Below are 14,698 nucleotides of genomic sequence, written 5' to 3'. Positions count from 1 at the left end.
TTACCTGTCGGTAGGATTCGGTCTCCGGCTGTGCCCCGCGCAGGCGGGTAAGGCTTGCCTACGCCGACCGGCCGGGCCGATCGGCACTAGGCTCGTCCGGCGCACTCCTGTGCGCGCCCCTGACTCCGTGGCCGATGAGGAGCTGTTGGACACCATGCAGATCATTGCGATCGTCATCTCCCTGGCCGTCTCGGTCGTCGCCGTCGCGCTGACCGCCCGGGCCGTCCGCTCGATGCTCGGCGTGATCAAGCGCGGACAGCCGGCGCCGGGGCGCACCGGCAACCCGGCCGGACGCACGCTGACCATGCTGAAGGAGACCTTCGGCCACACCCGCATGCTCCAGTGGACCTGGGTCGGCATCCTGCACTGGTTCGCCTTCGCGGCCTTCCTCGGCCTCTCCACGGCCGTCGCCGCGGCGTACTTCCAGCTCTTCGACCCCGAGTTCACCATCCCCGTGATCGGCAAGTGGTGGATCTACGAGTGGGCCGCCGAGCTGCTCGGCCTGCTCGGCACCATCGCGATCGTCCCGCTCATCGTCTACCGACTCACCCACAAGCCTTCGCAGCTCGGCCGCCGCAGCCGGTTCTTCGGCTCGACCATGTGGCAGGCCTACTTCGTCGAGGCGATGGTGCTCCTGGAGAGCTCGGCGATCCTGTTCATCCGCGGCGCCGAGTACAACCTCGCCAAGGCCCACGGCGGCGAGGCCGCCGAGCACGCCGACGGCTTCCACTTCCCGGTCTCGCAGGTCTTCGCGAACCTCTTCCCGACCGGCCACGACTCGGTCGGGACGCTCGAGGGCATCATCTTCTTCATCGCGATGGTCAAGATCGTCTCCGCGATGGTCTGGCTGATGGTCATCGCCAGCAACCTCACGATGGGTGTCGCCTGGCACCGGTTCACCGCGTGGTTCAACATCTGGTTCAAGCGCGAGGACAGCGGCCGCACCGCCCTCGGCGCCGCCAAGCCGCTGACCTCGGCCGGCAAGGCGATCACGCTCGACGACGTCGACGACCTCGACGAGGACGCCGTCCTCGGCGCCGGCACCATCTGGGACTTCTCCTGGAAGGACATCCTCGACTTCACGACCTGCACCGAATGCGGTCGCTGCCAGTCGCAGTGCCCCGCCTGGAACACCGAGAAGCCGCTCTCGCCCAAGCTGATGATGATGGCCATGCGCGAGGAGGCGTACGCCGTCGCCGGCGGCGCCGAGCAGCGCACCCTCGTCGGCAAGAGCGGGAGGGAGTCGGCCGAGGGCGGCGGCGACCAGGTCGACGACTGGTTCTACATGCCCGAGGGCGGCGACTTCGTCGTCGACGAGGACGCCCTGTGGGCCTGCACCAACTGTGGCGCCTGCGTCCAGCAGTGCCCGGTCGACATCGAGCACGTCGACCACTTCATCGACATGCGTCGCTACCAGGTGCTCGTCGAGTCCAACTTCCCCTCCGAGCTCAACGGCCTGTTCAAGGGCCTGGAGAACAAGGGCAACCCCTGGAACATGTCGCCCAACGCGCGACTGGACTGGGCCAAGGGCCTGCCCTTCGACGTCAAGGTCGTCGGCGACTCGATCGAGTCCCTCGACGAGGTCGACTGGCTGTTCTGGGTCGGCTGCGCCGGCGCCTACGAGGACCGCGCCAAGAAGACCACGCGTGCCGTCGCCGAGCTCCTCGACCTCGCGGGCATCTCGTTCGGCGTCCTCGGCAACGGCGAGACCTGCACCGGTGACCCCGCCCGCCGGGCCGGCAACGAGTTCGTGTTCCAGGGCCTCGCCCAGCAGAACATCGAGACGCTCACCGACGCCAAGGCCAAGAAGGTCGTCTCGACCTGCCCGCACTGCATGAACACCCTCAAGAACGAGTACCGCCAGCTCGGTCTCGAGCTCGAGGTCATCCACCACACGCAGCTGCTCAACCGGCTCGTCCGCGACGGGAAGCTGACCCCCGTCGCCTCCGGCGCCGGCGCCCACGACCGCAAGGTCACCTACCACGACCCGTGCTTCCTCGGCCGCCACAACCAGGTCTACACGCCCCCGCGCGACCTTCTCGAGATCCTGCCCGGCGCCGAGTTCGCCGAGATGGAGCGCAACAAGGAGAAGTCCTTCTGCTGCGGCGCCGGCGGCGCCCGCATGTGGATGGAGGAGACCATCGGCGAGCGGATCAACCTCAACCGCACCGCCGAGGCCGTCGGCACCGGCGCCGACCAGGTCGCCGTCGGCTGCCCGTTCTGCCGCGTCATGCTCTCCGACGGACTGACCAAGATGCAGGCCGACGGCGAAGCCCGCGAGGAGGTCGAGGTCCTCGACGTCGCGCAGATGCTGCTCGCCTCCGTCAAGGGCGAGCAGGCGACCAAGCTGCTGCCCGGCCAGGGGGCCCCGGCCGCCGCCAAGGCGGCTCCTGCGGCCGCTGCGTCCGCCGCGTCCGCTGCGACCGCCGCGCCCGCGGCCAAGCAGTCGGTGGAGCAGTCGGTGGAGCAGTCGGTGGAGACGAAGGCCGAGCCGGAGGCCGGGGACGTCACCATCACCGAGGACACCGTCGTCGACACTGGGGACGTCGGTGCGGGCGCTCAGGGCGGCTCATCGGGTGGTGGGTTGTTCGACGACCCGGCGTCCGCGGCCGCCGGAGAGGCTGCGCCGCAACCGTCCGGAGGGGCCGCTGCGTCCAGCGGCTCGCTGTTCGACGACTCCAGCTCGCTGTTCGGTGCCGCTCCGGCCGCACCGGCAGCTCCGGCAGCTCCGGCTGCACCGGCTGCACCGGCTGAGACCCCGGCGCCGGCCGAGGACAAGGCCGCTGCTCCGGCGGAGCCCGCCTCGGGCGGCTCGCTCTTCGACACCGGCGGCTCGCTGTTCGACACGCCCGCCCCGGCCGAGGCTGCGAATACCGAGGCTCCGAAGACGGAGGCTCCGAAGGCCGAGGCTCCGAAGGCCGAGGCGAAGCCCGCGGCCCCGGCGCCGACGGCGGACCTGGGCTCGGGGGGCTCGCTGTTCGACATCCCCGCCCCGGCGGCGGACGAGCAGCCGGCGCAGCCCGAGCAGCCGGCGTCGGTCGAGGCTGCCGCCGAGGAGCCCCCCGCCCCGAAGCCGCTCGAGGAGCAGGTCGTCGAGGCCGAGGTCGAGGGCGGTGTCGCGGCCGCGGCGCCGGAGACCCCCAGCACCCCGACCCCGAGCGCTCCGACCCCGAGCGTCGACCTCAACGCAGGCGGCTCGCTGTTCGACATCGAAGCACCCGCCGCCCCGGCCCCTGCCGCCCCGGCAGCGGCCGCCCCGGCACCCGCCGCCCCGGTCCCTGCCGCCCCGGCCCCTGCCGCCCCGGCAGCGGCCGCCCCGGCACCCGCCGCCCCGGTCCCTGCCGCCCCGGCCCCTGCCGCCCCGGCAGCGGCCGCCCCGGCACCCGCCGCCCCGGTCCCTGCCGCCCCGGCCCCTGCCGCCCCGGCCGCGGCCGCCCCGGCAGCGGCCGCCCCGACGGCGCCGGCTCCCGAGCCGACGCCCGAGGCCGAGCCGGTCGAGGCCGAGGCCCGTGCGGAGGAGGCCGCCGTCGTCGAGGAGGCGCCCGCCGCGCAGGAGCCCCCGGCCGCCCCGGCGACCAGCTCCTCCGCCAGTACGCCGGCCACCGACGTCGACATCAACGCGATGGGCTCGCTCTTCGACATCCCCGCCCCCGAGGCCGGCACCGTCGAGCGCCCGACGCCGGAGCCTGCGGCCGCTGCGACCCCGGAGCCGGAGGCTGTCGCCGAGCCCGAGCCCGAGCCAGAGGCAGCGCCTGAGCCCGAGGCCGCTGCGGAGCCGGAGCCTGCCGCCGAGCCCGAGGCAGCGCCTGAGCCCGAGGCCGCTGCGGAGCCGCAGCCTGCCGCCGAGCCCGAGGCGGCTGCCGAGCCCGAGCCGGCCCCCGCGACCCCGCCGGCGTCCTCCGGTGCGACCCACCAGCCGCGCACGGACGTCGACATCAACGCCGCGGAGTCCCTCTTCGACCTCTGAGCGCGCGCGGACGTCATACGGATGGTGGTCTTGGACCCTCGGTTCGTATGACGTCCGCCCTGCGGCGGTTGGTGTGGGTGGGGACGTCATGCGGATGGTGGGCTTGGACCCTCGGTTCGTATGACGTCCGCTCTGCGGGGGTGGGTGTGGGTGGGGACGTCATGCGGATGGTGGTCTTGGACCCCCGGGTCGTATGACGTCCGCCCACGTCCGCCGCCCGCCCACGTCCGCCCCGCCAACTGAACCCCGCCGGCCCCGCCGCCCAGGCCGCCCCCAGGCCGCCCCCAGCCCGCCCCGGCGAGCCCGCCCCGGCGAGACCGCTACCTCCTTCCGAGGGGTGTGACCCGGCTGACCGGCGCGCCACGATGGGGTCATGACCGAGTTGTCGTACGCCGCCGGCGAGACCGCCACGCCCCTGCTGGACGAGACCATCGGGTCCGCGCTCGAGAGCACGGTGGCGCGGTGGCCCGACCGGGAGGCGCTGGTCGAGGTCGCCAGCGGGCGGCGCTGGACCTGGCGGGAGTTCGACCACGCCGTCGACGAGGTGGCGCGCGGCCTGATCGGGCTCGGCATCGCGAAGGGCGACCGGGTCGGCATGTGGGCGCCGAACTGTGCCGAGTGGACGATCGTCCAGTTCGCCGCCGCGAAGGCCGGTGCGATCCTGGTCAACGTCAACCCGTCCTACCGCACCCACGAGTTCGCCTACGCCGTCAACCAGTCCGGCCTGCGGCTGCTGCTCGCGGCGACGAGCTTCAAGACCAGCGACTACCGGGGCATGGTCGACCAGGTCACGGCGAGCGGCGAGGTGCCGGGCCTCGAGCAGACTCTGTACGTCGACGGCAACGACTGGCAGCGCCTCGTGGCCGCCGGCGCGGACCTCCCCGCCGACGCGCTGACCGAGCGGCAGCGCGAGCTCAGCCCGGACGACCCGATCAACATCCAGTACACCAGCGGCACGACCGGCTTCCCGAAGGGCGCCACGCTCAGCCACCGCAACATCCTCAACAACGGCTACTTCACGACCGAACTGATCGGGTTCAGCGAGCAGGACCGACTGTGCATCCCTGTGCCCTTCTACCACTGCTTCGGCATGGTGATGGCCAACCTCGGTTGCGTCACCCACGGCGCGACCATGGTGATCCCGGCGCCCGGCTTCGACCCGGCGATCACCTTGCGCACGGTCCAGGACGAGCGGTGCACGGCGGTGTACGGCGTCCCGACGATGTTCATCGCGATGCAGAACGCCCCGGACTTCGGCTCCTACGACCTGGCGACCCTGCGCACCGGCATCATGGCCGGCTCGATCTGCCCGGTCGAGGTGATGAAGCACTGCATCGACGACATGCACATGGCCGAGGTCTCCATCGCCTACGGCATGACCGAGACCAGCCCGGTGAGCTGTCAGACCCGGGCGGACGACGACCTGGACCGTCGTACCTCGACCGTCGGGCGCGCCGCCCCGCACGTCGAGATCCGCATCGTCGACCCGGTCACGGGGGAGACGGTGCCGCGCGGTGAGCCGGGCGAGTTCTGCACGCGCGGCTACTCGGTGATGCTCGGCTACTGGAACGACGAGGAGAAGACCCGCGAGGCCATCGACGCCGACGGCTGGATGCACACCGGCGACCTCGCCGTCATGCGGGAGGACGGCTACTGCACCATCGTCGGCCGGATCAAGGACATGGTCATCCGGGGCGGCGAGAACATCTACCCGCGCGAGATCGAGGAGTTCCTCTACACCCACCCCGACGTCGAGGACGTGCAGGTCGTGGGCGTCCCCGACGAGAAGTACGGCGAGGAGCTGTGCGCCTGGATCCGGCTCCGCTCCGGTGCCGACCCGCTCGACGCCGACGCCGTGCGGGCCTTCGCGACCGGCAAGCTGGCCCACTACAAGATCCCGCGCTACGTGCTGACGGTCGACGAGTTCCCGATGACGGTCACCGGCAAGGTCCGCAAGGTGGAGATGCGGGAGAGGTCGACGGAGATCCTCGGCCTGTCCTGATCCGGCCTCGGCAGGCGTGGCGTCAAATTCTTTGACAATGACGTCATTGTGACGTCAATATGATGTCTATGGACATCACGCCGTACGTCGACAGCCTCCGTCGCGATCTCCTCGCTGCCGCCGACAGCGCGGGCCCGCAGGCGCGCGAGGTCGCCGAGAGACTCGGCTACGCGCTCGACCCGGCCGTCCGGCTCGCGGTGATGGAGGCGATCAGCCAGGCGGCTGCGGAGATCACCGCCGCCATGCCCGCCGGCGGCGTCGACGTCCGGCTCGACGGGCGCGACCTCGACTTCGTCGTCTCCGCCGGCGCGCCCGAGCCGCCCCCGCTGCTGCAGCAGGTGACCGGTCCCGTGCCGGCCGAGGTCGCGGCCGAGGACGAGGGCCAGGCCCGGGTCAGCCTCCGGCTCCCCGAGTCGCTCAAGGCCCGCGCCGACGAGGCCGCCGCGCGGGCCGGCCAGTCGCTCAACACCTGGCTGGTGAGCCTGATCCGCGGCGCCACCAGCGAGCGCGCCCTGCCGGTCGACGTCGACCTGTCGAGTCGGCCCCTGGATGCGGACTTCCCCTTCGGCTCCAGGCCCGGCAACCGCCGGCTGACCGGCTGGCTCTGACCCCCCTCCCGACCCACCCATCAGGAGTCCCCCATGTCGACGTACGAACCCCTCCGCCAGGTCCTCGACACCCCCGGCCCGGTGCGCCTCCACGTCGAGAACGGCCGCGGCCGGATCGAGGTCCGGGCCGCCGAGCAGCGGACCACCGACATCACCCTCACCGGCGCCCGCGCCCACGAGGTGCGGGTGACCCAGGACGGGGCCCGGATCGGGGTGGTGGCCCCCAAGCCCCGCACCGGGATCTTCGGCGGCACTGACGAGCTCGTGATCGAGGTCGTCGTCCCGGTCGGCAGTGACCTCGTCGCCCGCAGCGGCAGCGCGAGCATCACGGCCGCGGGCCGCCTGCAGACCGCGCGGGTCAAGAGCGGCTCTGGCACGGTCGTCCTCGACCGAGCCACGACCGTGGTGGTCGACACCGGCTCCGGCGACGTCACGGTCGCCGAGGTCGAGGGCGACGTCCGGGTGCGCACCGGATCGGGCGCGGTCGACGTCGGCCGGATCGCCGGTTCCGCCTCCGTCTCCACCGGCTCGGGCGACGTCCGCCTCGGCCAGACCCTCGGCACGGTCGCGGTCAAGACCGGCTCCGGCGACCTCGAGGTGGGCGAGTGCCGCGCCGACCTCACCAGCAGGACCGGCTCGGGTGACGTCGTCGTACGGACCGCGCGCCGCGGCCGGATCCTCGTCAAGGGCGCCTCGACGCGGGTCCACGTGGGCGTCCCGACCGGGACCCCGGTGTGGACCGACGTCTCCACCGTGACCGGTCGCGTCAGCTCGACGCTGCCGCCCGTCGGCCGTCCGACGCCGGGCGCCGACCACGTCGAGCTCCGGGCGACCACCGTGTCCGGCGACATCGTCCTGGTGCCCGCAGATCAGGAGCCGACCGGGATATCCCCAACAGGGGTGACGCGGCACCCCGCGTGACCGGCCTACGGTCGCGGGATCGGGCCGTACCGGCGGTCGATCGGATGGGGGGTTCTGGCATGAAGGGACGACTGCGCGCCACGCGCATAGCGCTGGGAGCGGTCTTGGCCACGGCGACGTTCGCGGGGGTCGCCCAGGCCAGTCCGTCGCCGACGACGACCTCCACCGCCAAGGTCGACTGCGTCGTGTACGACGAGGCCGCCGCGAAGTGCACGGTCACCGGCGTGGTCTACGCGATCACGCAGATCGGCGACACCACCTACATCGGCGGTGCGTTCGCGGCGGTCAACGGCGAGCCGCGCGCGAATCTGGCCGCGGTCCGCGCGGACGGCTCGCTCGACCCGATCTGGACGCCGTCGACGGACGGCACCGTCTACGCCCTCGCGGCCTCGGCCGACGGCAGCAAGGTCTACGTCGGTGGATCGTTCGCCGCCGTCGACGGGCAGCCGCGTCGGCTCGCGGCCGTCACGGCGGACACCGGCGCGCTCGTGGGTGGGTGGACGACCACGACCTCCAACAACACGGTCCGCGCCCTCGCGGCCGACACCACCGGCCGGCTCTACGTCGGGGGCAGCTTCAGCCGGATCGGGGGGCGGGCGATCGCCCGGCTCGCCGCCGTCGACCAGGCCACCGGCGCGGTCGACGCTGCCTTCGCCCCGCAGCCCAACAACACCGTCCGGGCGCTCGGGCTGACCGACGACGGCACCCGGCTCTATGCCGGGGGCTCGTTCTCCACGATGGGCGGACTGCCCCGCCCGGGTGCGGCCGAGCTCACGCCCGCGGGGGCGACGACGGCGTTCGCACCCACCGAGGGCGGTGTCGCCATCTCCCTCGACGTGTCCCCGACGGGCCGCCTCTTCTTCGGCACCACCAACAACCGGACCTGGGCCTACGACCCGACCGTCAGCAGCCTCCCGCTCTACCGGGTGAGGACCTCGGGCGACGTCCAGGCCATCTTGGCCACCGCCGACGAGGTCTACATCGGCGGCCACTTCTCCGGCTTCCCGGAGGCCCACCTCGACCGGCTCCACATCGGGTCCTTCCTGGCCGCGAACGGCACGCCGACGGCGTGGAACCCCGGAGCGAACGGATCGTACGGCGTCTGGGCGTTCGGCCTGACCGACGGGCCTCCGCTTCCGGGGTCGCTCGACGCGCTCTCCGTCGGCGGTGACTTCACCCGGACCGCCGGGGCGGCGCGACGCGGCTACGCACGCTTCCCGTTCTGAGCCGGGCGGGCCCCCCGGTCTGCCCGCGCGGCCCGCGCGTGACCGACGCCACGGTCGTCTCGTTACCCGTGGGTAGACCCACGGGAGGGACCACCGATGAACGACCTCGACGCACGCCTCGCGATCGATCCCCGCCAGCGCCGCCGGCTCGGCACCGCCCTGGTCACCGCCGCGGTCGCTGCGGCGCTCGTGGTCCCGCTCGCCAGCGGCGCCCTCGGTACGTCGGGCGCCTCGCCCGCGCAGCATGCCGCCTCCGCGCACCGGTCGGACGCGGCCGCCCCGGCGGTGGAGCGGCCGAAGAAGTGCAAGAAGAAGGTGCGCAGGCACCGCAAGTGCACCCGGGCCGCCCACGCCGCGACCCCCGCCCCGGCGGCGGCTCCGGCCGCAGCCGCGAGCGGTGCGGCGGCGCCCGCCCCGGCCGCGCCCGCCCCGTGGACCCCCCGTGCCGCGGACTACGACGCCACCGTCACCACGCGCGACATCGCGATCACCATGGACGACGGCGTCATCCTGCGCGGCGACCTGCAGCGTCCCGTGGGTCCCGACGGCGAGGTCGTCACCACACCGCTCCCGGTCGTGGTGACCATCACCGCCTACAACAAGATGGTCCTCTCCTCCGGCGGCGGTGCCGTCCTGTCGGGCGCGGACCCGGCGTACCTCGTCAAGCGCGGCTATGCCCAGCTCACCGTCGACGCCCGCGGCACCGGCACGTCCCAGGGCCAGTGGGCCGCGTTCAGCGCACGGGAGGGCAAGGACGCCGGCGCCATCGTCGAGTGGGCCGCCTCGCAGCCGTGGAGCAACGGCAAGGTCGTGATGACCGGCGCGTCCTACATGGGCATCTCGCAGCTCTTCGCGGCCGCGCACCGGCCGAAGGGCCTCACGGCGATCTTCCCGCAGGTCCCGGCGGCCGACGTCTACCGCGACGTCGTCGCCTCGGGCGGCCAGATCGACGTCGGCTTCATCCCGCTGTGGCTCGGCCTGGTCACCGCGACCGGGGTGCTGCCCCCGGCGTACGGACTGCAGGAGCCGGAGGCGGGCTTCCGGATGGCGCTCGACCACCTGATGGGCGGTCTCACGTTCACCCTGCCGCTGGCCGTGCAGGCGATCCTCGGCGGCGACCCGGCGTACGACGGCCCGTTCTATCGCGAGCGCTCGCCGATCGAGGTGCTCGACGAGGTGGACGTGCCGACCTTCCTCGTCGGCGGCGAGTTCGACCTGTTCCAGCGCGGCACCCCGCTGCTCTTCGAGCGGCTGCAGCAGCGCGGCGTGCCGACCCGGCTCGTCCTCGGCCCGTGGGACCACCTCCAGGGCTCGGCCGGCGCCGAGGTCGGCAAAGCCGGCTACGGCACGCTCGCCGAGCTGCAGCTGCGCTGGTTCGACCACTACGTCCACGGCATCGACGGCAGGCTCGACCAGATCGCGCCGCTCACCTATTACGAGCAGGGGTCGGGGGCCTGGGTGCGCAGGGCCACGTGGATCGACGACGACCTGTCCGCGCGCTCCTGGCAGCTCTCCGGGTCCGCCGCGGTCGGCGGCTCCGCCGGCTCCCTGACCACCGGTACGCCGAGCGCCGGCACCGCCGTCGTGCCCCCGATCCCCGTCACCGGGCTGTGCACCCGCTCGGCCAACCAGTGGACCGCGGGCCTGCCGGGCACGCTGCTCGGCGACCTGCCCTGCTTCAAGGACAACCGGCTCAACGACCTCGGCGGGGTCACCTTCGACAGCGCCCCGCAGGACGGCGAGATCCACTTCCAGGGACCGCTCAACGCCCGGCTCTACGTGTCCACCCCGACCGGCGACGGGATGCTGTCGGTGGCCGTGGAGGACGTCGCGCCTGACGGGACCGTCTCGCGGCTCAGCGGCGGCTGGCAGACCATCGCGCACCGCAAGCTCGACGAGAGCCGCTCGCGCTATCTCGACGGCCAACTGCTGCAGGCCTACCACCCGTTCACCCGCGAGGCGAAGGCCACGCTGCCGGCCGGCGAGATCGCGCCCGTCGACGTCGAGATCTTCCCGACCGGCGCGGTGATCGCGAAGGGTCACCGGCTGCGCATCTCGGTCCAGGCCTTCGACGTACCCCACCTGCTCTCGACCGCCACCGACCTGCTCGCCCAGCTGGCTCCGCTCACGGTGCACACCGGCCCGCAGTACCCGTCGGTGCTGACGATGGCGGTGCGCTGACTCCGGTGCGGCCTTCCGGCTGTGCGACACCGCGGTCCCGCTAGCGTCATACGAACGGAGGCCTGGAGCCCTCGCAACGTATGACGTCCCCCGGGCCGGCCCAGCGAAGGCCGGCCGGCGGAGAGCGCCCCGCCGCCTAGAGGCCACCCGGCCGGCGGGCCAGCGTGCTCCCGAGCGCGGTGGCGGCGGCGCGGACGGCGTTCTGGTGCGCCTCGGGACGGAACCGGCCGACCGGTCCCGTGACGCTGATCGCGGCGACGGCGGTCGCGCCGTCGGTGTCGAGCACCGGCGCCGCGACGCACAGCAGGCCCGGCGTGGACTCCTCCCGCTCGAACGCCAGGCCGGTCTCCAGCGCCCGGTCCAGCTGCTGCTCGAGCAGGCCGGGCGCCACCACCGTGTGCGGGGTACGACGGGCGAGCGGGCCGGCCAGCACCGCGGACCGGACGGACGACTCGGCGTGGGCGAGCAGCACCTTGCCGATGGCGGTGCAGTGCATCGGCATCCGGCCGCCGGCGCGCGAGGGGCTGCGGGCCTGGCGGTGGCCGCCGATCTTGGCGACGTAGACCACCTCGGTGCCCTCGCGCACGCCGAGGTGCACGGTCTCGTGGGTGCGCTCGTAGAGGTCCTGCAGGAAGGGCATGGCCACCTCCAGCAGCGTCCGCTCGGTGGCCGCGCGCATGCCCAGCTCGAAGAGTCCGCTGGCCAGGCGGTAGCCGTGCTCGGTCTTCTCCAGCAGCCGGTGGCGCACCAGGTCGCCGGCGACCCGGTGCACGGTGCCCTTGGGCAGGCCGGTGCGTCGGACCAGCTCGGCGAGCGGCAGCAGGCGGTCCTCGGGCCCGAAGGCGCGCAGCAGGGCGACCGCCTTGCCGAGAACGGTGTCCAGCTCCTCCACCTCGACAGCGTACCGGTGAGTGGAACGCGTCCGTGGCGGGGCAGGCCGCGAGGCCGGAGAGTGAGCACCATGACCGAAGCCCTCGACCTGGCTGACAACGCTGCCGCCGACCACGCCGTCCAGGCTGCCGCCGAGCGCCTGCACACCGCGCTGGTCGACAACCAGCCGTGCGCCCCGATCCGCGACCTGATCGGCGAGCGCGACATCAACCTCGCCTACGCCGTGCAGCAGCAGCTCAACGCCCACCGGCTCGCCGCCGGCGCGACCGTCGTCGGCCGCAAGATCGGCGCCACCTCCGCGGCCGTCCAGCAGCAGCTCGGCGTCGACACCCCCGACCTCGGCGTGCTCTTCGACGACATGGAGTACGACGCCTCGGCCCCCATCGACATCAGCGGCCTGCTGCAGCCCAAGGTCGAGGGCGAGATCGCCTTCGTTCTCAAGGCCGACCTCGCCGAGGGCGACCTCGACCTCGACCAGATCGCGGCCGCGGTCGACTACGCCGTCGCCGCGATCGAGGTCTGCGACAGCCGGATCGAGGCCTGGGACATCAGCTTCGCCGACACCGTCGCCGACAACGCCTCGGCGGGTGGCTACGTGCTCGGCGCCGAGCGCCGTACCCTCGACGACTTCTCGCCGAAGGACGCCGCCATGACGATGACCGTCACCGGCCAGGACGACTCGGTCGGCACCGGCGCCGCCTCCCTCGGCGACCCGCTGATCGCCCTGCAGTGGCTGGCCCGCCAGGCGCGCGACCTCGGCGACCCGCTGCGTGCCGGCCAGGTGGTGCTCTCCGGTGCCCTCGGCCCGATGCGACCGGCCGCCCCCGGCGCCGACGTCGAGCTCACCATCGACGGACTCGGCTCCGTCGCCATCAGCTTCAGCCAGAAGGAGTCCTGACCATGAGCAACAAGACCAAGGTCGCGATCATCGGTTCCGGCAACATCGGAACCGACCTGATGATCAAGATCCTCACCACCGCCCAGCACGTCGAGATGGGGGCGCTCGTCGGCATCGACCCCGACTCCGACGGTCTCGCCCGGGCCCGCGACCTCGGCGTACCGACGACCCACGAGGGCGTCGAGGGCCTGATGGCCCTGCCCGGCTTCGACGACATCGAGATCGTCTTCGACGCCACCTCGGCCAAGGCGCACCTCCACAACGACGCGCTGCTGCGCCCGCTCGGCAAGCGGCTGATCGACCTCACGCCGGCCGCCGTCGGCCCGTTCGTGATCCCGGCGGTCAACATCGACGAGCACCTCGACGCGCCCAACCTCAACATGGTCACCTGCGGCGGCCAGGCGACCATCCCGATCGTGGCCGCGATCTCCCGTGTCGTCCCGGTGGAGTACGCCGAGATCGTCGCCTCGATCTCCTCGAAGTCCGCCGGCCCCGGCACGCGCGCGAACATCGACGAGTTCACCGAGACCACCTCCGGCGCGATCGCCGCCGTGGGTGGGGCCAAGCGCGGCAAGGCCGTCATCATCCTCAACCCGGCCGAGCCGCCGCTGATGATGCGCGACACCGTCTTCGCCCTCGTCCACGCACCCGACCCGGCCGTGCACGACGAGATCCGCGCGAGCGTGGAGAAGATGGTCGCCGACGTGGCGGCGTACGTCCCCGGCTATCAGCTGGTCCAGAAGGTCCAGATCGCCGAGATCCCTGCCGACCAGCCGGTCGAGACGCTGTTGGTCGACGGTGCGGAGCGGCCCACCCACCAGGTGTCGGTGTTCCTGAAGGTCACCGGCGCCGGCCACTACCTCCCGGCGTACGCCGGCAACCTCGACATCATGACCTCGGCCGGCCTGCAGGTCGCCGAGCGGATCGCTGCTGCTCGAAACAACGACATGGAGGCCGCGCTGTGAGCACCCCCGCCGAGAAGACCAGGATCTTCGTCCAGGACGTCACCCTGCGCGACGGCATGCACGCGATCCGGCACCGGATCTCGCCCGCCGACGTGAAGCGGATCGTCGTCGCCCTCGACGAGGCCGGCGTCGACGCGCTCGAGGTCGCCCACGGCGACGGCCTCGCCGGCGGCTCGGTCAACTACGGCCCCGGCTCGCACACCGACTGGGAGTGGCTCGAGGCCGCCGCGTCGGTGCTGAAGAACGCCCGGCTCACCACGCTGCTGCTGCCCGGTGTCGGCACGGTCCACGAGTTGAAGCGCGCCTACGACCTCGGCGTCCGCTCGGTCCGGATCGCGACGCACTGCACCGAGGCCGACGTCTCCGCCCAGCACATCGCGGCCGCCCGCGAGCTCGGCATGGACGTCTCCGGCTTCCTGATGCTCTCCCACATGGCTGAGCCTGAGCAGCTGGCCCGGCAGGCCAAGCTGATGGAGTCGTACGGCGCGCACTGCGTCTACGTCACCGACTCCGGCGGCCGCCTGACCATGGACGACGTCGCCGCTCGCGTGCAGGCCTACCGCGGCGTGCTGAACGCCGAGACCGAGATCGGCATCCACGCCCACGAGAACCTCTCGCTGTCGGTCGCCAACTCGGTCGTCGCGGTCCAGAACGGTGTCTACCGCGTCGACGCCTCCCTCGCCGGCCACGGCGCCGGCGCGGGCAACTGCCCGATCGAGCCGTTCATCGCGGTCGCCGACCTGATGGGCTTCGAGCACGGCTGCGACGTCTTCAAGCTCCAGGACGCCGCCGACGACATCGTCCGCCCCCTCCAGGACCGCCCGGTCCGGGTCGACCGCGAGACGCTGACCCTCGGCTACGCCGGTGTCTACTCGTCGTTCCTGCGCCACGCCGAGCGTGCCGCCGAGCAGTACGACGTCGACGTCCGCGACATCCTCATGGAGTGCGGCCGCCGCCGGCTCGTCGGTGGCCAGGAGGACATGATCGTCGACATCGCGCTCACCATCGTGGCCGAGCGCGAGGCGGCCCTCGTCTAGCG

The 14,698-nt window shown here is 72.7% G+C and carries 10 protein-coding genes; 9 read left to right on the top strand and 1 reads right to left on the bottom strand.

Annotated elements, in window-relative coordinates; all coding sequences use genetic code 11:
• Positions 1-154 precede the first annotated feature (154 nt).
• From FHP29_RS01015 to FHP29_RS00990, 6 genes are all read left to right on the top strand, one after another.
• On the top strand, positions 155-3,967 hold the full coding sequence (locus FHP29_RS01015; RefSeq protein WP_139621016.1) for a heterodisulfide reductase-related iron-sulfur binding cluster: 3,813 nt from the start codon (positions 155-157) through the stop codon (positions 3,965-3,967).
• Between the two features lie 373 nt (positions 3,968-4,340).
• On the top strand, positions 4,341-5,969 hold the full coding sequence (locus FHP29_RS01010; RefSeq protein WP_139621015.1) for an AMP-binding protein: 1,629 nt from the start codon (positions 4,341-4,343) through the stop codon (positions 5,967-5,969).
• Between the two features lie 68 nt (positions 5,970-6,037).
• Entirely contained in the window at positions 6,038-6,577 is a 540-nt protein-coding gene (locus FHP29_RS01005) for a toxin-antitoxin system HicB family antitoxin (RefSeq protein ID WP_139621014.1), read from the top strand.
• Positions 6,578-6,610: 33 nt separating this feature from the next.
• Positions 6,611-7,498, top strand: a complete 888-nt coding sequence (locus FHP29_RS01000) for a DUF4097 family beta strand repeat-containing protein (RefSeq protein ID WP_139621013.1) — start codon at positions 6,611-6,613, stop codon at positions 7,496-7,498.
• 59 nt (positions 7,499-7,557) lie between these two features.
• Entirely contained in the window at positions 7,558-8,724 is a 1,167-nt protein-coding gene (locus FHP29_RS00995; RefSeq protein ID WP_158296437.1) for a hypothetical protein, read from the top strand.
• Between the two features lie 96 nt (positions 8,725-8,820).
• Positions 8,821-10,905: a CocE/NonD family hydrolase gene (locus FHP29_RS00990; RefSeq protein WP_139621011.1), complete on the top strand. Its 2,085-nt coding sequence runs from the start codon at positions 8,821-8,823 to the stop codon at positions 10,903-10,905.
• A 136-nt stretch (positions 10,906-11,041) separates the two neighbouring features.
• Here FHP29_RS00990 and FHP29_RS00985 read toward each other — a convergent pair whose 3' ends face one another.
• Complete coding sequence (locus FHP29_RS00985) at positions 11,042-11,797, bottom strand: IclR family transcriptional regulator (protein WP_139621010.1); 756 nt, start codon at positions 11,795-11,797, stop codon at positions 11,042-11,044.
• 69 nt (positions 11,798-11,866) lie between these two features.
• Here FHP29_RS00985 and FHP29_RS00980 point away from each other — a divergent pair, with 69 nt between their 5' ends.
• The 3 genes from FHP29_RS00980 to dmpG are packed head-to-tail and all read left to right on the top strand — an operon-like array spanning position 11,867 to position 14,696.
• Positions 11,867-12,694: a 2-keto-4-pentenoate hydratase gene (locus FHP29_RS00980; protein WP_139621009.1), complete on the top strand. Its 828-nt coding sequence runs from the start codon at positions 11,867-11,869 to the stop codon at positions 12,692-12,694.
• A gap of 2 nt (positions 12,695-12,696) precedes the next feature.
• Positions 12,697-13,659: an acetaldehyde dehydrogenase (acetylating) gene (locus FHP29_RS00975; protein ID WP_139621008.1), complete on the top strand. Its 963-nt coding sequence runs from the start codon at positions 12,697-12,699 to the stop codon at positions 13,657-13,659.
• Positions 13,656-14,696 carry a 4-hydroxy-2-oxovalerate aldolase gene (gene dmpG, locus FHP29_RS00970; RefSeq protein ID WP_240044225.1) on the top strand — a complete coding sequence of 347 codons (1,041 nt, stop codon included), beginning with the start codon at positions 13,656-13,658 and terminating at the stop codon, positions 14,694-14,696. The genes FHP29_RS00975 and dmpG overlap by 4 nt, the downstream gene beginning before the upstream one ends.
• Positions 14,697-14,698: the final 2 nt, after the last annotated feature.

The organism is Nocardioides albidus (genome assembly GCF_006335005.1).
Taxonomy (GTDB): Bacteria; Actinomycetota; Actinomycetes; order Propionibacteriales; family Nocardioidaceae; genus Nocardioides; species Nocardioides albidus.
Note: the sequence above shows the minus strand (reverse complement) of the source record. Positions and strands in the feature narration are given on the sequence as shown.